At 65.7% G+C, this 21022-nt stretch carries 16 protein-coding genes; 9 read left to right on the top strand and 7 right to left on the bottom strand.

Translation table 11 applies throughout. The annotated features are described in order from the left end of the window. Window positions 1-1199: alpha/beta fold hydrolase (locus tag ACO6D5_RS17200; RefSeq protein WP_485826026.1), on the bottom strand; the 1199-nt coding region annotated here is incomplete at its 3' end. A 271-nt stretch (window positions 1200-1470) separates the two neighbouring features. On the opposite strand from ACO6D5_RS17200, the gene ACO6D5_RS17205 reads away from it, so the two are divergent. From ACO6D5_RS17205 to thiM, 7 genes are all read left to right on the top strand, one after another. Then, complete coding sequence (locus ACO6D5_RS17205) at window positions 1471-2988, top strand: amidohydrolase family protein (RefSeq protein ID WP_485826027.1); 1518 nt, start codon at window positions 1471-1473, stop codon at window positions 2986-2988. A 113-nt stretch (window positions 2989-3101) separates the two neighbouring features. Next, entirely contained in the window at window positions 3102-4208 is a 1107-nt protein-coding gene (locus ACO6D5_RS17210) for an ABC transporter substrate-binding protein (RefSeq protein WP_485826028.1), read from the top strand. Between the two features lie 9 nt (window positions 4209-4217). Beyond that, a complete protein-coding gene (locus tag ACO6D5_RS17215) occupies window positions 4218-5102 on the top strand; it encodes an ABC transporter permease (protein ID WP_485826029.1) in 885 nt (294 codons plus the stop codon). Next, the gene (locus tag ACO6D5_RS17220) at window positions 5099-5917 is read left to right on the top strand and encodes an ABC transporter permease (protein WP_485826030.1); all 819 of its coding nucleotides are present in this window, start codon (window positions 5099-5101) and stop codon (window positions 5915-5917) included. Before ACO6D5_RS17215 ends, ACO6D5_RS17220 begins: the two co-directional genes overlap by 4 nt. A gap of 16 nt (window positions 5918-5933) precedes the next feature. After that, the gene (locus ACO6D5_RS17225) at window positions 5934-6803 is read left to right on the top strand and encodes an ABC transporter ATP-binding protein (RefSeq protein WP_485826031.1); all 870 of its coding nucleotides are present in this window, start codon (window positions 5934-5936) and stop codon (window positions 6801-6803) included. A gap of 34 nt (window positions 6804-6837) precedes the next feature. After that, window positions 6838-8196 carry an LLM class flavin-dependent oxidoreductase gene (locus tag ACO6D5_RS17230; protein WP_485826032.1) on the top strand — a complete coding sequence of 453 codons (1359 nt, stop codon included), beginning with the start codon at window positions 6838-6840 and terminating at the stop codon, window positions 8194-8196. Between the two features lie 111 nt (window positions 8197-8307). Further along, entirely contained in the window at window positions 8308-9129 is an 822-nt protein-coding gene (thiM, locus tag ACO6D5_RS17235) for a hydroxyethylthiazole kinase (RefSeq protein WP_315846716.1), read from the top strand. A gap of 3 nt (window positions 9130-9132) precedes the next feature. On the opposite strand, the gene ACO6D5_RS17240 is transcribed toward thiM, so the two are convergent. Beyond that, on the bottom strand, window positions 9133-11235 hold the full coding sequence (locus tag ACO6D5_RS17240; RefSeq protein ID WP_315846717.1) for a TonB-dependent siderophore receptor: 2103 nt from the start codon (window positions 11233-11235) through the stop codon (window positions 9133-9135). A 257-nt stretch (window positions 11236-11492) separates the two neighbouring features. On the opposite strand from ACO6D5_RS17240, the gene ACO6D5_RS17245 reads away from it, so the two are divergent. Further along, window positions 11493-13613 (top strand): 5'-nucleotidase C-terminal domain-containing protein, encoded by a 2121-nt coding sequence (locus tag ACO6D5_RS17245; RefSeq protein WP_485826033.1) that lies wholly within the window; start codon window positions 11493-11495, stop codon window positions 13611-13613. Between the two features lie 154 nt (window positions 13614-13767). Next, complete coding sequence (locus ACO6D5_RS17250) at window positions 13768-14988, top strand: MFS transporter (protein WP_485826034.1); 1221 nt, start codon at window positions 13768-13770, stop codon at window positions 14986-14988. Window positions 14989-15029: 41 nt separating this feature from the next. Here ACO6D5_RS17250 and ACO6D5_RS17255 read toward each other — a convergent pair whose 3' ends face one another. Genes ACO6D5_RS17255 through ACO6D5_RS17275 form a run of 5 tightly spaced genes read right to left on the bottom strand, consistent with a single transcriptional unit; the run spans window position 15030 to window position 20816 of the window. Then, complete coding sequence (locus ACO6D5_RS17255) at window positions 15030-15788, bottom strand: iron ABC transporter ATP-binding protein (RefSeq protein WP_485826035.1); 759 nt, start codon at window positions 15786-15788, stop codon at window positions 15030-15032. After that, window positions 15785-16777, bottom strand: coding sequence for an iron chelate uptake ABC transporter family permease subunit (locus ACO6D5_RS17260; RefSeq protein WP_485826036.1), 993 nt, complete (start codon window positions 16775-16777; stop codon window positions 15785-15787). The genes ACO6D5_RS17255 and ACO6D5_RS17260 overlap by 4 nt, the downstream gene beginning before the upstream one ends. Further along, window positions 16770-17762 carry an ABC transporter permease gene (locus ACO6D5_RS17265; RefSeq protein ID WP_485826037.1) on the bottom strand — a complete coding sequence of 331 codons (993 nt, stop codon included), beginning with the start codon at window positions 17760-17762 and terminating at the stop codon, window positions 16770-16772. The genes ACO6D5_RS17260 and ACO6D5_RS17265 overlap by 8 nt, the downstream gene beginning before the upstream one ends. Before the next feature lie 31 nt (window positions 17763-17793). Further along, window positions 17794-18744, bottom strand: coding sequence for an ABC transporter substrate-binding protein (locus ACO6D5_RS17270; protein ID WP_315846723.1), 951 nt, complete (start codon window positions 18742-18744; stop codon window positions 17794-17796). Window positions 18745-18794: 50 nt separating this feature from the next. Further along, entirely contained in the window at window positions 18795-20816 is a 2022-nt protein-coding gene (locus ACO6D5_RS17275; RefSeq protein WP_315846724.1) for a ligand-gated channel protein, read from the bottom strand. Window positions 20817-21022 lie beyond the last annotated feature (206 nt).

Raw genomic sequence — 21022 nt, forward strand, 5'->3', positions numbered from 1 at the left:
CCCGCCGGTTCGTCCTTGCCCAGCGCCATGCCGTGATGATTGCCACGGACCCGCAGGTGGGTTTTGTCGGCGGAACCGATCTGCTCATGGATGGCCGCGATATCGGCGGGAAACGTGCATTGGTCGCCGGTGTATTCGATCAACAGCGTGGGTTGGACCGCGGCGGGCAAGGTCCGCTCCAGCGATGCATTGGACGACAGGCCCGACCACGTCGAAAGCCAGGACTCCGGCGTGACGACGCGCGCGAAACCGACGCTGCCCCAATTCGACACGAACGGGTCCTTGCCCCACAGGGATCCGATCTTTCGATCCGAAGGATCCAAAGAGGAGTCCCAAGCCCGGGGATCCGCATCGGTGCGCCAGACATGGAAGATCGGCGCGAACGCCGCCTGCATCCGATCCGGCGCGAGTTGCGATCCCGCCTTGACCCTCGCGCGGGCCGACTGTTTGTCGGCCAGCAGCGTGCGCGCGTGTTGATCGATACGCTTGACGCGCTCCACCTGCGCCGCGCGATATCGGTCGAGAAAAGCGGGCTCGTAGTGCGCCCGTCCCGCTTGCGGGTCGAACCCGTTGGCCGGCGAGAAGGGGTCGAGCGCCGGGTCGCTCTGCATCGGATCGCTTTCATCCAGCACCGAGGGGTCCAGGCCTGACATCAGCAGCTTGCCCTGCCCCGGGTGCGGCGACAGCAGCACCAGCCCGTCCACTTGCGGCATGTCCAGTTCAGCCAAGCCGGTGGGCCGGCCCGCCGGGGTCTTGGCGATGCGCTGCGCCGCATCGGCCTGGGATTGCTGGTTGTATAGCGAATACAGGCCCGCCCCGCCCGAGTTCCCGAGAAGGACGATGCGTTCATACCCGAGATTGCGCAGGTGCTGCATGCCGGCAGCGACGTCGAACAAGGCGATCTCATGCTCCAGGCGAAGGTCATTGCCGATCGAGCGCGGGCCCTGCACCCAGCATGCACAACCCGCGTCCAAGACAGCAGGGACCATGTAATGCGTCACCGACATTTCGCGCGGATGCATCAGCGAAACGACGCTGCGCTCTTTACCCGTGGCCGTGAACAGGAAACCCAGCGTGCGCTGGCCATCCGCGGTGCCCAAGGCGTACGGGACCACTTTATACGGCCGCTGCATCAGTTCGGCGTCCCAAGACGCCCCGCGCATGCCTGCCGTCACTGCGGCGTTCTCGATGTCTGCCATGTGCAACCCCAATTAATTAACACCATGGCAATTAATTTATTGTTTATTTACCCGGGTGTCAATTAAATCGTTGCTGCCCCTGGCGTCGTCCGGCCGACAAGCGTCCCCCGCGCCGGATGAAGCCTCCCGCCATAAGCACATCACTCAGAAGGACATTTCTAATCCGTCGTTTGGCCGCGCCAATCCCTCCCGTACTGTGACGTGTCCGTGCCGACCTTGCCGTTGCCGCAACCCGCAAGGCGCCGCCTTCGCTTCATTTTCGGAGACCTCCATGAATGACCGGCTGCACCGTACCCAGGCATCCCGTTCCACCGCCGTCAAGGCAAATCTTGCCTATCCGGTGATCGATACCGATGTCCACGTCAACGACTACGCGCCCGTTCTGGAGGACTACATCCAGCATTACGGCGGGGCCAAACTGGTGGACATCTTGCGCAAGACCCAGGGCTCGCGCTTCGCCACGAAATCCGAGGGCAAGGACTGGTACCAACAGACACCCGACGAAAGGCAATACCACCGCACGCTGCGCGCCCCGTGGTGGGCGCGCGTCACGCGCAACACGCTGGACCTGGCCACCGTCACCTTGCCCGAGCTGCTGTACGAGCGGCTGGAGGAGCAAGGCTCGGACTATTCCATCCTGTTTCCCAACGATGTGCTGGCGCCGCTGGGCGCAGGCAACGAATTCCGCCAGCCGCTGCACCGCGCGATCAACCACTTCCACGCGGACCAGTACCGCAAGTACAGCGACCGCCTGACGCCCGTGGCCGGCATTCCCATGGTCAACCCGCAGGAAGCCATCGAAGAACTGGAGTTCGCGGTGAATACGCTGGGCCTGAAGGTCGCGAACATACCTGGCGGCGTGCGCCGCCCGATCAAGGCCCTCGCCGACAAATACCCGCCTGCGCAATACCCCGACATCGCGCGCCATGCGTCCTACGTGGATTTCTTCGGCCTGGACAGCGAGTACGACTACGACCCGTTCTGGGCCAAGGCGGTGGAACTGGGCGTACCGCTGGCCACACACTATGGCAGCCAGGGCTGGACGGGGCGGCACTCCATCAGCAACTACATGTTCAACCACATCGGCCACTTCGCCGACGGCTCGCAGGCGTTTGCCAAAGCGCTGTTCTTCGGCGGCGTCACCCGCCGCTTTCCGGGCCTGCGCGTGGCGCTGCTGGAAGGCGGCGCCGACTGGGGCGCGCATGTGTACGCGCATCTGGTGGACCGCTGGGAAAAGCGCAACCGCAACGCAGTCCAGCACTACAACCCCGCCAACGCGGATATCGACCTGCTGGCGGACCTGTTCGAACGCTACGGCGCAGACCTGCTCCAAGGACGCCCCGTGGACAAGTCCACCTTGCTGGCGGACAGCCTTGGCGTCTCTGCCCTGCCCCACAGCCGCGATCCGCAGGGCGATGAGCTTGATGATTTCGCCGCCGCCGGCATCGAAAGCGTCGAAGACATCCGCACACGATGGGTAGACAGCTTCTACTTCGGTTCCGAGGCTGATGACAGGACGGTTGGCGCCGCTTTCAACGAACGCGTGAATCCGCTGAACGTGAAGCTCAATGCGATCTGGTCGTCCGATGTGGGCCATTGGGACGTGCCGGACCTGACCGAACCATTGGCCGAAAGCTGGGACCTGGTCGAGCAAGGCGTGATCACCGAGGCGGATTTCAAAGCCCTGGTCTTCGACAACCCCTACCGCTTCTACACCCAGGCGCATCCGCAGTTCTTCAAAGGCACCCGCATCGAGAAGACGCTGCAGGCGCAAGCGCCCGCCGCCTGAGCCGTCATTCATCGCCGTCACTTTCCGTCCGCCTCAGGCGGACGGCGGTCTGGCCGTTTCCGGCGCGGACCGGCTTCGTTCATCCCCGCTTTTCATCTTCATACGGAACAACCATGCGCATCCTGCCCTCTGCCCGCTTGATTTCACGCCTGTTGCTGGGCGTCGCCTTGTGCGCCGCCAGTGCCGTCTCGCTGGCTGCGCCCGATGTGATCCGGATCGGCGTGGCGACCGCCGGCGGCGGCGATCCGATCACGTGGGGCGGGTCGCCCGGCGGCGTCGCCCGCGCCAACAACTGGCTGGAGGAAGCCTTCAAGGGCACCGGCACCCAGGTGCAATGGCTGTTCTTCAAGGGCGCCGGCCCCGCCGTGAACGAGGCCCTGTCGAACAAGCAGATCGATTTCGCCTACCAGGGCGACCTGCCCGCGGTGGTGGGCCGGTCCAACGGCCTGAAGACCCGCATCTTGCTGGGCAGCGGCGTGCGCAACAACCTGTATGTGTCCACGCCCAAGGACTCTACGCTCAATGGCCTGGAGGACTTGAAGGACCGCAAGGTCTCGATCTTCCGCGGCACGAACGGGCACCTGGTCGCCATCAATGTGCTGGCCTCGAAGAACCTGACCGAACGCGACATCAAGGGCGTGAACCTGGACGGCGGCAGCGCGCAGGCGGCGCTGGTGTCCAACGGCGTGGACGCGGCGTTCGGCGGCTACGAGTACTTCAAGCTGCGCGACCAGGGCCTGGCGCGCATCATCTATTCCACCAAAGGCCAGGATCCCTCTTTCACGCGGCAGGCGGCGTTGCTGGTCCGCGAGGACTTCGAAAAGGAGAATGCCGATGCGGTGCAACGAGTGGTCGACGTGTTCGTGCGCGCCGCGCAGTGGTCGTCGGAAGAACAGAACCGCGACGCCTTGTTCAATATCTGGGCGCGCAGCGGCACGCCATACGCCTCCTGGCAGGCGGAATTCGACGGCGACACGCTGGCCGTCCGCAATTCGCCGCTGCTCGATGAATTCCTGACGGCGCGCTATCAGGCGGTGGCCGACGACGCGCTCAAGTTGAAGCTGATCCGCCGCCCGGTCAGCGTGGACGGCTGGTTCGAACCGCGCTACCTGAATGCCGCGCTGCAGAAGGCCAATCTGACCGGCCGCTGGACCGCCTTCAACGCGCAAGGAAAGCCCGCGGCAGGCGAGCGCCAGGCCGCCGCCGCGCCAGCGCGATAAGGAGGCGCCATGGCAGAAAACACCCTGGACGCCCCCGCATCGCCCGCAGCCGTTTCGCCCGCGTCCGCAAGGCGACGTGCCGGCCGCGCCCCCTACGCGCTGCTGCGCCATGCGGGCGGCAGCCTGCTGCCCTGGCTGCTGCCCGTCTCATTGCTTGTTCTATGGCAACTGGGCGCGTCGCAGGGCTGGATATCCGAACAAGTGCTGCCGTCGCCCCACTTCGTCTGGCTGACGTTGCAAGACCTGTACACCAGCGGCGACCTTTGGCTGAACGTGCACGCCAGCCTGCAGCGGGTGCTGGTCGGCTTCGCGGTGGGCAGCGCCCTGGGCCTGGCGCTGGGCGCCGCGATGGGGCTGTGGCGTCCGCTCGAGGCCTATCTGCTGCCCACCTTCAACGCGCTGGTGCAGATCCCCGTGCTGGCCTGGCTGCCCTTCGTGCTGCTGCTGGTGGGCATCGGCGAACCGCTGAAATACATCCTGATCGCCAAGGCGGCGCTGGTGCCCGTCACGCTCAACACCCTGCAGGGTTTCCGGCAGACGCCGGCGAGCCTGTTGGAAGTGGCGCGCGTCTTCGGCTACACGCGCCGCCAACAGGTATTGGAAGTCGTGCTGCCCTATGCCTTGCCGACGCTCTTCACCGGCCTGCGCCTGGGCTTCACCAAGGCCTGGCTGTCGCTGGTCGTGGTTGAACTGGTCGCCTCCAGCGAAGGGCTGGGCTACCTGATCGTCTATGGCCGGCAATTGTTCCAGCTGGATCTGGTCATGGCCGCGGTCATCGTCGTGGGCGCCATCGGCTACGCCATCGACAAACTGCTGGATCTGGCCGAAGCCCGCGTCAGCGCCAACCAGGCGGCCACCCGCCTGGGCGTATCGAACACCGGAGCCCGCCTATGACCCCCGATCAGACCGGCCTTGCCCCGGCGTCGCGCCGGGCACCCGCCTGGCGCGCCTGGCTGGGCGCCCGCTGGCGCGGCCTGGTGTTGCCTGCGCTGGCCATTACGGTGTGGTGGGCGGCGGCGCATCTGGAATGGGTGTCGACGCCGTTGCTGGTGTCTCCGGGCAAGGTGCTGGACACTGCCGCCAGCCAGATCGCCTCGGGCCAATTGTGGCGGGCGCTCAGCGCCAGCCTGGCGCGCGAACTGACGGGTTTTGCGATCGGCACCACGCTGGGCCTGGCGCTGGGTGCGCTGCTGGGGTTGCTGCCGTTGTTCAACCGGCTCGTCGGGCCCAGTTTCAACACCTTCAAGCAGATATCGCTGTTTGCGTGGATCCCGCTGATCTCGGTCTGGTTCGGCCTGGGCGACGTCGCCAAGGTGACCTTCCTGTCGCTGGCGGCGCTGGTGCCTGTCGTCGTCAACACCTGCGACGGCATCCGCAGTACGCCGGCCTCGCTGCTGGAAGTGGCCCGCGTATTCGGTTATTCGCGCTGGCAGACGCTGCTGCATGTGGTGCTGCCGGCGGCCGCGCCCTCGATTTTCACCGGCGTCTACCTGGCGCTGATCTATTCCTGGCTGGCCACGATCGGAGCCGAATACCTGCTGGTGGCCGGCCACGGCATTGGCAACACATTGATCGAAGGCAGCGAGCATTTCCAGATGGATCTCGTGATCTTCGGCATGTTCGTGATCGGCATGGTGGGATGGTCCATGAACGCATTGGCCCGCGCGCTGGAGCGCCGGCTGGCGCGGCACCGTTTCGGCGCCGCATGACAACGGAAGGAAACGAATGACTGATACCTTCGGCAAGGAATTGAGCATCCGCGGCGTGGGCAAGCGCTATGCCGGCAGCGGCGACGGCGCACAAGCCCTGCAGGTGCTGCAGGACATCAACCTGGACGTGCCCGCGGGCCGGTTCGTCAGCATCGTGGGCGCCAGCGGCTGCGGCAAATCGACCCTGCTGCGCCTGATCCTGGGCCTGGACGACGACTACGCCGGCCAGATTCTGCTGGACGGCAAGCCCGTGCGGGGCGCCGGACTGGACCGCGGCATCGTGTTCCAGGACCATCGCTTGTTCCCCTGGCTCAATGTGGAACGCAACATCGCGGCGGGCCTGCGCAATGCGGCGCTTACCAAGGCCGAGAAAAAGGAGTTGGTGGCCGAGCATATCGCGCTGGTCGGGCTGCAAGGCTTCGAGAAATCCTTTCCGCACCAGATCTCGGGCGGCATGGCCCAGCGCGTGGCCATCGCGCGCGGCCTGGTGAATCGGCCGCGCGTGCTGCTGCTGGATGAACCCTTGGGCGCCCTGGACGCATTGACGCGTTCGCGCTTGCAGAACGAGTTGCAGCGCATCTGGGAAAAAGAGCAGATCACAATGATCCTCGTCACCCACGACGTGGAAGAGGCCGTGTTCCTGGGTGACCGCGTCGTGGTGATGCAGCCGCATCCGGGGCGCATCCGCCGCATCGTCGACGTCGACCTGCCGCATCCGCGCAACCGCAGCGACTTGCGCTTCATCCGGCTGCGCGACGACGTGCTCGGGGACTTCCTCGACCCCGATGGCCGCATCGCCGACAACGAGCGCCTGCCGCCGCCCGGCGCCCTGACGGCCACGGTAGGCACGCTGCCTGCCCTGGACCGCCTGCGCATGGCCTGGTAGCCCTGCCCCCCTCCCCCATTGACCTGGAAACCCGATGAGCACTCCCTCCCGTCAAATCAAGCTGGGCGCCTTTCTGATGCAGACCGGCCACCACATCGCCGCGTGGCGCCACCCCGATGCCTCGGCTGACGCCGGCCAGAACTTCCGGCACTATGTGGACCTGGCGCGCAAAGCCGAGGCCGCCAAATTCGACGCGGTCTTCTTCGCCGACTCGGTCGGCGTGCGCAACACGCACAGCGCCTCGCTCTCGCGCACGGCTCGCGCCGAGCATTTCGAACCGCTCACGCTCCTGTCCGCGCTCGCGGCGGTCACCGAACGCATCGGACTCATCGCCACGGTATCCACGACCTACAACGAGCCCTACCATGTGGCCCGCAAGTTCGCGTCGCTGGACCTGATCAGCGGCGGCCGGTCCGGCTGGAACCTCGTCACCTCCAGCGGCGAAGGCGAAGCGCAGAACTTCAATCTGGATACCCACGTGGCGCACCCGCTGCGCTACCAGCGCGCCGAGGAGTTCTACGACGTCGTGACGGGCTTGTGGGACACCTGGGAAGACGACGCGTTCATCCGGGACAAGGACACCGGCGAATTCTTCGATGCCGGCAAACACCACGCGCTTCATCACAAAGGCAGGCACTTCTCGGTCCGCGGCCCCTTGAACGTCGGACGCTCGCCCCAAGGCTGGCCGGTCGTAGTGCAGGCCGGCGCGTCCGAGGCCGGCCGCGACCTGGCGGCGCGCACGGCCGAAGTCATCTTCGTGGCGCATCAAACATTCGGCCAGGCGCGCGAGTTCTACGGCGACATCAGGCAGCGCGCGGCGCAATACGGCCGAGACCCCGACGGCATCAAGATCATGCCGGGCATCTTCCCCATCGTCGGGCGCACGCAGGAAGAAGCCGAAGAGAAATTCCAGACGCTCCAGGACCTGATCCATCCTGTCGTGGGCGTGTCGCTGCTGTCGAACATGATCGGGGGCATCGACCTGTCTGCCTACCCCGTGGATGGGCCGCTGCCGTCTCTGCCCGAAACGAACGGCGGCAAAAGCCGCCAACAGTTGCTGATTGACCTGGCCCAGCGCGAGCACCTGACCATCCGCGACCTCTACTTGCGCATCGCCGGCGCACGCGGCCACCAGCAGGTCGTCGGCACGCCGCAAAGCATCGCCGACCAGCTGCAGCAATGGTTCGAGGAAGGCGGCGCCGACGGCTTCAACATCATGTCGCCCTGGCTACCTGGCGGCCTGGACGATTTCATCGAACACGTGTTGCCGGAACTGCGCCGCCGCGGCCTGTTCCGCACCGAATATCAGGGCACCACCCTGCGTGAACACCTGGGCCTGCAACGGCCGCCCAACCGCCACGCCCTGGCGCGCGAGCAAGCGCGGGCGGCATAGGGTGGCGGCAGGCGGCCTCACCGCGCACGCCCCGATGCGGGCGCCGCACCCGGCTTGACAAGGCCGCTCGCCAGCCAGACCATACGCAGATCCCCCTGATCCCCTTTGCGCATGGCTGATTCCCTTTCCGACAACGCCGCCCTGGCCCGGGCGTCGCAAGATCTCTACGCGGCCGTCCGCCGCGACGCGCCGCTGGTGCAGTGCCTGACCAATTTCGTCTCCATGAACTTCGCCGCCAACGTGCTGCTGGCGATGGGCGCGTCGCCCGCGATGGTTCACGCTACGGACGAAGCACCGGAATTCGCGCGGATCGCCGGCGCGGTAGTCATCAACATCGGCACGCTGTCCGCGCCCTGGCTGGAAAGCATGCTGCTGACCGCGGATGCGGCCCGCCAGGCGGGCATCCCGTGGGTGCTTGATCCGGTAGCCCATCACGCCACCGCCTTCCGCCGCGACGCCGTCCAGCGTCTCTTGGCCTTGCGCCCTGCCATCATCCGCGGCAATGCCTCGGAGATCATTGCGCTGGCCGGCGGCCAAAGCGCGGGCAAAGGCGTGGATGCACGCGACGCCGTGGCGCAGGCCGAACAATCCGCGCAGGCCATCGCCGCCGCGCATCAAACGGTCGTGGCCGTTACCGGCGAAACCGATTACGTCACCGACGGCCTGCGCGCCGTTCGCATCACGGGCGGGTCCGCGCTGATGCCGCGCGTCACTGCCACGGGCTGCGCCCTGACCGCGCTGGTCGGCGCCTTCGCGGCCGTCTCCAAGAGTGACCCCTACACCGCCGCCGTGGCCGCGCTGTCGTGTTTCGGCATCGCCGGCCAACGCGCCGGGGCCTTGGCCGACGGCCCGGGCTCCTTCGCCTGGCGTTTCCTGGACGGGCTGGCGGCACTGGAAACCGACAGCCTCACCCGGGAATCGCCCTTGCGCTGACGGCTACATCCGATACTGCAAGCTCAACATGGCGTTGCGCGGCGCGCCCGGCATGTTCAGGTTCGGGCTGCTGCCGTGCGCCGACACGATATACCCGGCGTCGAACAGGTTGTACACGTTCAACTGGACCGCGTACGGGCCCTTGCGCCACCACGCGGCCGCATCCGCCGTCACATAGCCCGGCAACGTGACCGTGTTGCCGGGGTTCGCAAAGCGCGCCCCCACCAGGTTCAGGCCGGCGCCCGCGCCAAAGCCTTCGCCCAGGTCCTTGGTGACCCAGATATTGGCGGCATGGCGCGGGGTCAAGGTGGCGCGTTTGCCTTCCACGTCCTGCCCCGCGTCGCGAGCCACCGACTTGGTGACGCGCGCATCCAGATAGGCGTAGCCCAGCATGGCGCGCCAGCCATTGGACAGGTCGCCCGACAGCGTCCATTCCGCGCCGTCGGTCCGTTGCGTGCCCACCGGCACGAGCGTGTTGGTGACCGGATTGGTCACCTTGATATCCGTGCGTTCCAGTCGGAAGACGGACACGGTCGTCGACAGCTTGCCGTCCAGGAAATCGTACTTGGCGCCCACTTCATAGTTGGTGGTCTTCTCGGGCGCCAGATCCGCATTGTTGGCCGCCAGCGAGAACGCTTCACCCGACGGCTGGTACGACTGGCTCCACGACACGTAGTACGACTGCACCGTATCGGGTTGGAACACCAAGCCCAGGCGCGGGCTCCAGTTGGAATCCGTGCGGGCCAGGTCCGTGCCATTACGGCGGTCTTCCGTCTTCTGCTCGAAGCGGTCGTGACGCACGCCGCCCAGCACCTTCCAGTGGTCGCCCAGCGACACCATGTCCTGCACATACAGGCCCAGCGTATTGAAGCGGCCCAAGTTGCTCGTGCCCGGATTGCCGGGAATCTGCAAGGGCAAAGTCGGCAGCACCGGATTGAACAGGTTGACGGTGGCTACGGCGTTGGCGGAATAGTTCACCAGGTCCTTGTTCTGCTGGCCCACTTCCACGCCATACAGGATGTCGTGGCGCACCGAACCCCACTGCGCGCGCTGCATCAGTTCGGTCTGGTTGGTCCAGCCATGTTCGTCGCGCAGCACGTTGGACCGGTTCAGCGTGACCGTTTGCGCGGCTTCGTTCACGACGCCGGGCAGCGTGTTGTTGCGGTTCAGCGTGTAGTGGTAGTAGCGCGTGGCGTTGCGCAGCGACCAGTTTTCGTTGAAGCGATGGTTCAGCGTGCCGGCGTAGGACTGGACGCGCGCCTGCGAATAGTCCACGTCGCGCGCATTCTCGGCACCGTAATACGTGGATGGGTCCACATCCACGGGCCGGCCGTGATAGGCGGGAATGCCGAAGTCCGTAATGCGGCGGTCTTCGAGGAATTCGGTCTGGATCAGGAACGTCGTGTCTTCGCCCAGGCGCAGTTGTGCCGACGGCGCAATGGCCTTGCGGTCCAGGAACTGCTTGTCGCGATAGCTGTCGCCCTTCTCGACGGCGCCGGTCAGCCGCCAGGCCATGCTGCCGCTTTCATTCGCGCGCCCCAGGTCCAGGTCCAGCCGGCGGTCATTCCAGCCGCCGTAGCTCAATCCCATCTGCGAGATGTCTTCGCCCGGCTTTTTGGTAATGCGGTTGATGAGCCCGCCCGACGAGCCCCGGCCATACAGCACCGCCGCCGGGCCCTTGATGACGTCGATGCGCTCTACGTTGGACAGGTCGCGGAAATACAGCGCGTCGTCGCGGAAGCCGTCCACGAACTGGTCGGCAATGGCGGTGAAACCACGGATCGACACCTGGTCGCGCTGGCCGTCGCCGGTGGAAAAGCTGACGCCCGGCACGTTCTTCAAGGCATCCTGCATCGAATTCGCGTGCTGGTCGCGCATGACTTCGGCGGGCACCACGTTCACCGTCTGCGGGATGTCGCGCAGCGGCGCGTCGATCTTGGTCGCGCTGGTGGAGTCCGGCGGGTTGTAGCTTTTTTGCGCATCGTCGGTGCCGACGACGCTGACGGCCGGCAAGGTCGGCGTGTTGGACTGGCCGTGTGCGGGGGCCGGGCTGGCGAACGGCGCCAGGGCAAGCAGTGCTGCGGAGAGGGAACGTGGGGCGTGCATGGCCGTGACAGGTCTTTCTGAAGTCGTTTGAAATGGAACGAGTTGCCATTTTCTTGACAATGAGAATCACTCGCAATTTATTTATCATTCCGTTGTGTGCCGGCCACGATAAATGAGACGAGCGTCCAATTCAGTTCAGCGTCAGCCACCCTGTGCCACCCGTGCGCGAACCCGCAAGCCGCCTCCCAACCGGCATGTCACTCCCAGGTCACACACTGTCCCCAAAATCGATCTCCTTCAAACCCGGAGGAAAGACGGTGAAGCCATACGTACGAAAGCTCTTTGCGGTGTCCGCCAGCCTGACGCTTGCAGCCGGCCTGGCCGGTTGCGGCGGCGATGACGACGACGATGACGCCGGCACGGTCACGCCCCCGCCCGAAGCCAGCGTGCCGCAAGGCGCCGCATTGGATCTGGCGATTCTTGCCACCACCGATCTGCACGCCAACGTGCTGGGCTACGACTACTACAAGCTGGCCGAAGACAAGAGCTATGGCGTGGATCGCACCGCCACGCTCATCGCCAACGCCCGCAAGCAATACGCCAACACCCTGTTGTTCGACAATGGCGACACCATCCAGGGCACCGCGCTGTCCGACTACCAGGCGCTGGTGTCTCCCGTGCAGTGCTCGGACATGATCGCCATCTACAAGCAGATGAAGCTGCTGGCCTACGACGCGGGCACGATGGGCAACCACGAATTCAACTATGGCCTGCCCTTCCTGTCGCAGATCACGAACGTGGATTTCGGCCTGGCCGGCATCGGCAAGGGCACGGCCCAGACCAATCCCGCCGGCGCCAAGGACTGCGCGGCGCCGGGCTTTCCCTTCGTGTCGGCCAACGTCGTCTCAGCCGCCAGCAAGCAGCCCATCTTCAAGCCCTGGGTGTTGCTGGAGAAGACTTTCAAGGCCACGGATGCCAACGGCAAGACGATCGACGTGCCGCTGAAGGTGGGCGTCATCGGCTTTGCGCCGCCGCCCATCCTGCAATGGGACAAGGCCAATCTGGAAGGCCACGTGGAAGTCACCGGCTGGAAGGAAACGGCGCAGCGCTTCGTACCCGAGATGAAGGCCGCAGGCGCGGACCTGATCGTGGCGCTGGCGCACGGCGGCATCGACATGAAGACGGCCTACAGCCCGTCGATGGAGAACGGCGCGGGCTATCTGAGCCAGGTGCCGGGCATCGACGCGCTGATCACCGGCCACCAGCACCTGCTGTTCCCCGACACCAGCGCCACGTCCCAGTTCCGCGGCCAACCCGGCATCGATCTGGAGAAGGGCCTGATCAACGGCGTGCCCGCGGTGCAGGCCGGCCAATGGGGCAACAACCTGGGCCAGATCACGCTGAAGCTCGCCTATGACAAGGGTTGGAAGGTGCAGAAGGACGCGACCAGCGTGCAGCGCATCTCGACGCGGCTGACCGCGCAAAACGGCGCCACGCCGGCAACCTACGTGGCCTCGGACACCGCCGTGCAGCAATTGGTGCAGGCCGAGCACACTGCCACCATCGCCTACGTGAAGACGCCGATCGGACAGAGCCAGTTCGACATGGCCACCTATTACGCGCTGACGGGCGACGTGTCGGCCTTGCAGATCGTGAACATGGCGCAGATCGACTATCTGACGGACTACATCGCCAAGAACAGCCCGGCCTACGGCAACCTGCCGATCCTGTCCGCCGCCGCGCCGTTCAAGGGGGGCCGCAACGGCCCGGGCGACTTCACGTTCGTCAAGCAAGGCAACGTGGCTATCAACAACGCCGCCGACCTCTACCTGTATCCCAACACGTTGCAGGTCGTGCGGGTGACGGGCGCCATCGTGCGCCAATGGCTGGAGAAGACGGCCGAACAGTTCAAGCAGATCGACCCGGCCCAGGTCGCTCCGCAAGACCTGGTCGACACCAGCTTCCCCACCTTCAACTTCGACGTGTTGTACGCGGCAGGCAATGCGCTGACGTACGAGATCGACGTCAGCCAGCCCAAGGGCTCGCGCATCTCGGGGTTGACGTACCAGGGCGTGCCGTTGGACCCGGCTGCGCAGTTCCTGGTCGTCACCAACAACTACCGCGCCAGCGGCGGCGGCGACTTCCCCGGCCTGGCCGGCGGCAAGGGCGACATCGTGTTGCAAGCCCCCGACGCCAGCCGCGATGTGCTGATCAGCTACATCAAGAAGAACCCGGCACTGGATCTCGCCACTTACGGCCTGGACCGCAGCTGGCGCTTCAAGCAGTTGGGCGCGCTCGCCGGGCCGGTGGTGTTCTGGTCGGTGCCTGGCACGGTGGCGATGGCTGCCGCGCATGGCGTGACCAACGTGTCGGTGTATGACGCCACGCCGGACGCGACCACGCAGTTGTCGCGTTACGCGGTGGATCTCAGCCAGTAGGCGCGTCGGGTGGCAAACGGGGCGGCCGGCAATCGGACGCCCCGTTCCGCGGACAGGCCTCCTGTTACGCGGCAGACATTCAAATGACAGCTTAGGGTGCTTACAATGACGCTGTTGCGCCGCAACATTTCAGTGACTCCCCCCTAGTAATCACATGTCCCACCCTGTTTCTACGCAGCACCGGCCCGCGCTGGTGCTGCTTGCCCTTGCTGTCGGCAGCTTCGCCATCGGAACCACCGAGTTCGCCACGATGAGCTTGCTGCCCTATTTCTCCCAATCGCTGGGCATCGATGCGCCCACCGCGGGCCACGTCATCAGCGCGTATGCGCTGGGCGTGGTCGTCGGCGCCCCGATCCTTGCCGTGCTGGGCGCAAGAATGCCCCGCCGCCGGCTGCTTATCGCGCTGATGGGGCTGTTCGCCATCGGCAACGGCCTGAGCGCGATCGCGCCTGACTACCACTGGATGCTGTTCTTCCGCTTCCTGAGCGGCCTGCCCCATGGCGCGTACTTCGGCATCGCGTCCCTGGTGGCCAGTTCGCTGGTTCCGGCCAACCGCCGCACCATGGCCGTGGGCCGCGTGTTCCTGGGGTTGACCGTCGCCACCATCGTGGGCGTGCCGCTGGCCAACTGGCTGGGCCAGGTGATTGGCTGGCGCTGGAGCTTCGCCCTGGTGTCGCTGCTGGCGGTGCTGACGATGATCAGCGTGGCCGTCTTTGCGCCCGACACGCCCGCCGACCACAAGGCCAGCCCGCTGCGCGAACTGAGCGCGTTGGGCCGCGGGCAGGTCTGGATCACGCTGGCTATCGGCGCCGTCGGTTTCGGCGGCTTGTTCTCGGTCTACACGTATCTGGCCGACACGCTGGGCGCCGTCACACAGGTGTCGCCATCGGTCGTGCCGTTCGTGCTCAGCGCGTTCGGCGTGGGCCTGACGGTCGGCAATATGGTGGTGCCGATCTTTGCCGACCGCGCGGTCATGCGCACCGCCGGCCTGCTGCTGCTGTGGTCGGCCGTGGTGCTGGCGCTGTTCCCGCTGATGGCGCACAACGTCTGGCTGATCACGCTGAACGTGTTCCTGGTGGGGGTGGGCGGCGCATTGGGGACCGTGCTGCAGACCCGCTTGATGGACGTCGCAGGCGATGCGCAAGGCCTGGCCGCGGCGCTGAACCATTCGGCCTTCAACACCGCCAACGCGCTGGGCCCCTTGCTGGGCGGCCTGGCGATTGCCGCGGGCTATGGCTGGACGTCTACCGGCTGGGTCGGCAGCCTGCTGGCGCTGGGCGCCATGCCTTTGTGGTTCTGGGCCGTCATGCTGGAGCGCCGGCATCGTGCGGCGCGCCGGGGCAGCCTCGTCGCCAGCACGGAATCGGCACGCTGAGGGCTTCCGGCGGGGCCGGCCGATTCAGGTCGAAGGCCGCCCTACCGGTAATACACGCAGATCCGCTTGCCACCGATGTCATGCACATCGATCGGCAATTCATACAGCGGGCTCAGCACCTCGGGGCGGATCAATTCCGCCGGCGTGCCCTGATGCGCGATGCGCCCCTGCCGCATTGCCACGATGCGGTCCGCATAGCTGGACGCGAAATTGATGTCGTGCAGCACCAGCACCACTGTCTTGCCCAGCTCATCGGCCGCCCGGCGCAACGTGCCCATCATGGCGACCGCATGCTTCATGTCAAGGCTGTTCAACGGCTCGTCCAACAACACGTAGCGCGTATCCTGGCATAGCACCATCGCCACGAACGCGCGCTGACGCTGGCCGCCGGACATCTCGTCCAGATAGCGGCCCGCCAGGGGCTCCAGGTCCAGGTAGGCGATGGCGCGGTCGATGTGCGCCTTGTCTTCCAGCGTCAACCGCCCCCCGGTGTGCGGATAGCGGCCGAAAGCGACCAGGTCGTGCACGGTCAGGCGCAACGGCAGGTGATTATCCTGGCGCAGGATGGACAGCCGGCGGGCCAGCTCGCGGCTATCGGCGCGAGTCACGTCCAGCCCGTCCACCTTCACCTGCCCGGCCGACATCGGCAGCAAGCGGCTGATCATCGACAGCAAGGTCGATTTACCCGCGCCGTTGGGGCCGATGATGGCGGTAACGCCGTTGGCCGGCAGTTCCAGGCTGACGTCGTCGACGACCACGCTGTCGCCGTACTGCTTGCTCAGTTGTTGGATTTCGATCATCGGCGCCCCCTGCGCAGGATCAGGAAGAGGAACATCACGCCGCCTACGAATTCGATCACCACGCTGACCGTGGTGTTCAGGCCCAGCACACGCTCCAGCAGCGTCTGGCCGCCCACCAGGAAGATGACGCTCAGGAAGGTGGCGGCAGGGACCGTGTACCGGTGCTTGTCCGACCCCATCGCCTGATAGGCCAGGTTGCTGACCAGCAGGCCGAAGAAGGTCACGGGCCCCACCAGCGCGGTCGATACGGACACCAGCACGGCAATCGCCGCCAGGGTCAGCATCAGGCTGCGGCGGTAGTCCACCCCCAGGTTCACGGCGATCTCGCGGCCCAGCGCCAGCACGTCGTAGCGATGCCGCATGCGCCAGATCACCAACGTGGCCACGCAGACGGCTGCAAACGCGATCGGCAAGAGCGACACGCGCACCGAATTGAAACTGGCGAACATGCGGTCCTGCAAAACCAGGAACTCGTTCGGGTCGATCAGCCGCACCACGAAATTGGACAGGCTGCGAAACAGCAGCCCGAAGACGATGCCCACCAGCATCATCAGATGGAGGCTGCGCACCGCGTCCGAAAACAGCCAGCGGAACAACAGGCAGGCAAACGCGGTCATGGCGCCGACTTCCAGCAGGAAGGCCGCCACCGGATGGTTCGCGGCGGTGGCCGCCTGCCCGAATCCGAACACCACGACGGCCTGGATCAGCAGGTACAGCGCATCGAAACCCATGATCGCGGGCGTCAGGATGCGGTTGTGCGTGATGGTCTGGAAGAGCACCGACGACACCGCCACGGCATATGCCACCAGCAGCATCGCCGCCAGCTTTCCGCCGCGAAACGGGATCACGAACGACCACTGGCCGTTGGCGCCCAAAGTCATGAACGCCACGGCGCACAACAAGGCGGCCGCCCCCAGCCATACCAGGCGCGCGCGCTGCGGAGCACGCCGGACCGGCGGGCGGGCGATGGCAGGCAGTGTCTCAGCCAAGGCGGTTCCTCCGCGTGCGCAGCAGCCACAGGAACAGGATGCTGCCCAGCACGCCGACGACCGTGCCGATGGGGATTTCATACGGGTGGATGACCAGGCGGCCGATGATGTCGCAAGCCAGCACGAAGACCCCGCCCAGCGCGGCGACCCACGGGATCGAGCGGCGCATGTTGTCTCCCAGCACCAGGCTGACCGCGTTGGGCACGATCAGGCCCAGAAACGGGATGCCGCCCGCCGTCACCACCACCACGGCGGAAATCGCGGACACGATCAACAGGCCGACCAGCGTCAAGCGCGCGTGGTTCAGCCCCAGGTTGGAGGCGAATTCACGGCCCATGCCGGCCACGGTGTAGCGGTCGGCGGCCGCATAGGCCGCGCACGCCAGCGCAAAGCCGATCCACAGCAGTTCATAGCGGCCGCGCAGCACCCCCGAGAAATCCCCTGTCGTCCAGGCGTGCAGCGATTGCAGCAGATCGAACCGGAAGGCCACGAAGGTGGTGACCGCGTGGATCACGCCGCCCAGGATCAGGCCGATCAGCGGCACGATGAACGGGGTGCGCAGCGGCACCCGGCGCAACAGCGCCAGGAACAGCAAGGTGCCCGCCAGCGCGAACGCCGTGGCGGTCAGCATCTTGCCGATCACCGGCGTATCCGGCGCCAGCAGGGTAATGACCAGGATGCCCAGCGTCGCGGACTCGACGGTGCCGGCCGTCGTCGGTTCCACGTAACGGTTGCGCACCAGCATCTGCATGATCAGGCCCGCCACCGCCAGCGACATGCCGGCCAGCAGCAGGGCCACCGTGCGCGGCACGCGGCTGACCATCAGGAAGCGCCAGGCGCGGTCGGCCTCTTCGCCTCCGCCCCATAGGGCGCCCAGCGACAACTGCCCCGCGCCCAGGCTGACGCTGGCGGCGCACAGCACCGCCAGCAGCACCAACACGGCGGCCAGGCCGCCCCAACCGCTGATCGTCCGTCGCCAATTCACCGGCGGCCCTTGCTCGCAACACCCATGCCGCTTACTTTCCTTGCGCCAGCGCCGCAGCGATCTCGTCCACGTTCTGCTGCATGGAGGTCAGTCCGGCGCTGCCCAGCAGATACCAGTTGAAGCCGTTCAGATACACCACGCGCTTGTTCTTCCAGGCCTTGGTCGGGCGCACCAGGTCGTTGTCCAGCATGCGCTGGGCCGACACGCCTTCGCGGCCGATCGCGGCATCGCGGTCAATCACGAACAACCAGTCCGGATCGGTCTGGGCGATGAATTCGAACGAGATGGCCTGCCCGTGATTGGACACGTTCAACCCCTCGACGGCAGGCTTCACGCCGAAGGCGTCGTGGATCACGCCAAACCGCGAACCCGGGCCGTAGGCGCTCATCTTGCCGCCCGTCGTCAGCACGATCAGCGCCGTGCCCGCCGTAGCCGCCTTGCCATGCAGCGCCGAAATCGACGCGCGCAACGCATCCAGCTTTTCCTTGGCCTGCGGCTGCTTGCCGTAGATGGCCGCCAGCGTCTCGGCGTTGCGCGTCACGCTGCCGACCAGGTCCTTGGGGTCGACCGTCAGGTCAACGGTCGGAGCCAGCCTGGCCAGTTCGTCGTACTTCGGCGCGGACCGTCCCGCCACGAAAATCACTTGCGGCTGGGCCGCATGGATGACCTCGTAATTCGGTTCGAACAACGACCCGACCTTCAGGTAACGCTGGTCTGCGTACTGGGCAAGCTGGGGCGGCAGCTTGGCAACCGCGGGCACGCCCATCGCTTCGATTCCCAGCGCGTGCATCGAGTCCAGCACGGCCATGTCCATCACGATGGTCTTGGCCGGATTGGCCGGCACGGCGGTCTCGCCGCGCGCATGCTTGACGGGCACCGTGGCCTGCGCCGCACACACGGCGGTCGCCGCGCTCATCACCAGCGCGACGCCTGCCTGCAGCAACCAGCGGCGAGCACAGCTCGTGTTTCCTTGCATCGTCATACGCACCTCTTTGTGTTGCGGGGGACGCAAGCGCCCCCCTACTCTCAAGATCAGAACTTCACGCCGACGCCCAGCCAATAGCGGCGGCCGTCTTCCACGAACTCGTAGTCGTCATAAGTCACCTGCTTGTCGAACAGGTTGTAGATGCCGGCATACACCGACACGGTCTTGTTCACCGCATACGAGCCGCCCAGATCCACGAAGGTGTAGGACGGCGCGATGAACGAGGACGACGACGCGCTGGTGATGGGCTGGCTTTCCTTGCCGCGGTAGTTCACCCGGGCCCACGCTTGCAGCGCGTCAGACGCCTGCCAATTCAAGGTGGTCGTGAACAGGTGCTTGGGCAGCTGGTTCAACGGCTGGCCCTGGTATTGGCCGGACTTCTGCTCCGACTTGGTGAACGTGTAGCTGCTGGTCAGCGACCAATCACGACCCAGCGGCAGCTTCAGGTTGGCTTCCACGCCACGCGACACCGCCTTGTCCACGTTCATGTAGGTCGTGGGGTCGGCGCCGAACTGGTTCGGGCCTTCAGGGCATTGCGAGGCCGGGCATCCGACGCGGGTGATCTTGTCCTTGAAGTCGTTGTTGAACACGGTCAGGCCGGCGTTGAAACCTTCACCGTCGTCATACAGGATGCCGATTTCCTCGGTCACCGACTTCTCGGGCGTCAGGTCCGGGTTGCCGTACATGTTGCCGCCGCGGCTGACCTGCCCCCAGCCCGCCACCGTCTGGCGCAGGTCCGGCGCGCGGAAGCCCGTCGACACGCCGCCCTTGAGCGTCCAGCGTTCAGCCATCTGCCACACGCCGTACAAGCGCGGGCTGAAGTGCGTGCCGAAGTTCTCGTCGTCGTCCATGCGCAGGCCGGCGGTGACGGCAAAGCTGTCGGTCAAGCGCCATTCGTCTTCGGCAAACAGCGCCCATTGGTAACGGTCGATCTTGCTGGGGCCGCCGGCCAACTGGTTGCCGGTCTGGTCGTTCAGGCGCTGGCTCAGGTAGGTGCCGCCCAGCGTCAGCATGTGCGAACCCAGGGGCAGCGTCCAGCTGGTCTGCAGATTCAGGTTCTTGATCTTCATCTGCCGCGAACGGTTGTCGAACTCTTCCTGCTGCACGTAGCTGTCCGACACCGCCCAGCCCCAACGGCCGGTATGCGACAAGGCCCACTTATTGCTGCGGTAATCCGTCTCCGACGAGGCCGGGCAGCCGTTGCGCCCGCATGCCACACCCGGCGCCAGCGGCGCGACCGTCTTGCCCAGCGTGTTCTCGTACTTCTGGCGCATGGTCGTGCCTTCCAGCACGATGTCGTGGTCACGGTTCGGCGTCAGCGCCAGCTTGGCCGTCACGCTGTCCGAATTGCGCTTGCGAAAGCCGCTGACGATATTGTCTTCATCGCGCTGCGATGCCTGGCCATAGATCTGCAGGCCCAACAGGTCGGTCTTGATGGGGCCGGACAGATAGAAATTGCCCTGGTAGATATCGCCCGACTTGTTGCTTTCCTGGATGGTCGTGTCCAGACGGATTTCACCGCCCCACTCGTTGGGCACCTTGCGGGTGATGATGTTGATCACCCCGCCCATCGCATCCGAGCCATACAGCGACGACATCGGGCCGCGCACGACTTCGATGCGCTCGATGGCGGCCAACGGCGGCGTCCAGCCGCCTTCGACGCCGGCGGAATCCGAATTGGTACGGGTTTCACGCGAGCTCTGGCGCTTGCCGTCGATCAGGATCAGCGTGTACTGCGGGCCCATGCCGCGCAGGCTGATGTCCTGGCGGTCGCCCCCGCCCGTGATGATCACGCCCGGCACTTCCAGCAGCGCGTCGTTCACGTCGCGGTAGAACTTCTTGTCCAGGTCTTCGCGGGTGATCACGCTGATCGACGCCGGCGCGTCCTTGATCTGCTGCTCGAACCCGCTGGCGGTCACCACGACGGTTTCCATCGTCTTGGCGGAATCGCTCGCCTGCGCCCAAACCGCCGTCGGGCCCATGCCCAGTCCCGCCGCGCAAAGTGCCGCCGCCAAACGCGTGCGCGACACCCGAATGCGGCCGCCCAAGGCCAGATCTTTGCTGCTCATGATTCCGCTTTCTCCCGTACCGGACCCACGGCACACCCCTTGTGCGCCGCTAAGCCCAGCCTTCATTTCTTAATGAAAACTATTCTCATATTAGAATTGAGGGTGTCGGAACCGGGCAAACGCCTTTCCACAACTTTTACCTTCTTCGCACTTCTTGACACTTGGCAGCGCGGCCATGCGCCACACTACCGGGTGCGGGACACTTG

The sequence above is a fragment of the Achromobacter sp. genome, from assembly GCF_057314935.1.

Excerpts from the sequence above, each read along its gene's own strand:
- ACO6D5_RS17205 (WP_485826027.1), top strand. The coding sequence starts at position 1,471 with ATGAATGACCGGCTGCACCGTACCCAGGCATCCCGTTCCACCGCCGTC.
- ACO6D5_RS17210 (WP_485826028.1), top strand. The coding sequence starts at position 3,102 with ATGCGCATCCTGCCCTCTGCCCGCTTGATTTCACGCCTGTTGCTGGGC.
- ACO6D5_RS17215 (WP_485826029.1), top strand. The coding sequence starts at position 4,218 with ATGGCAGAAAACACCCTGGACGCCCCCGCATCGCCCGCAGCCGTTTCG.
- ACO6D5_RS17220 (WP_485826030.1), top strand. The coding sequence starts at position 5,099 with ATGACCCCCGATCAGACCGGCCTTGCCCCGGCGTCGCGCCGGGCACCC.
- ACO6D5_RS17225 (WP_485826031.1), top strand. The coding sequence starts at position 5,934 with ATGACTGATACCTTCGGCAAGGAATTGAGCATCCGCGGCGTGGGCAAG.
- ACO6D5_RS17230 (WP_485826032.1), top strand. The coding sequence starts at position 6,838 with ATGAGCACTCCCTCCCGTCAAATCAAGCTGGGCGCCTTTCTGATGCAG.
- thiM (WP_315846716.1), top strand. The coding sequence starts at position 8,308 with ATGGCTGATTCCCTTTCCGACAACGCCGCCCTGGCCCGGGCGTCGCAA.
- ACO6D5_RS17240 (WP_315846717.1), bottom strand. The coding sequence starts at position 11,235 with ATGCACGCCCCACGTTCCCTCTCCGCAGCACTGCTTGCCCTGGCGCCG.
- ACO6D5_RS17250 (WP_485826034.1), top strand. The coding sequence starts at position 13,768 with ATGTCCCACCCTGTTTCTACGCAGCACCGGCCCGCGCTGGTGCTGCTT.
- ACO6D5_RS17255 (WP_485826035.1), bottom strand. The coding sequence starts at position 15,788 with ATGATCGAAATCCAACAACTGAGCAAGCAGTACGGCGACAGCGTGGTC.
- ACO6D5_RS17270 (WP_315846723.1), bottom strand. The coding sequence starts at position 18,744 with ATGACGATGCAAGGAAACACGAGCTGTGCTCGCCGCTGGTTGCTGCAG.
- ACO6D5_RS17275 (WP_315846724.1), bottom strand. The coding sequence starts at position 20,816 with ATGAGCAGCAAAGATCTGGCCTTGGGCGGCCGCATTCGGGTGTCGCGC.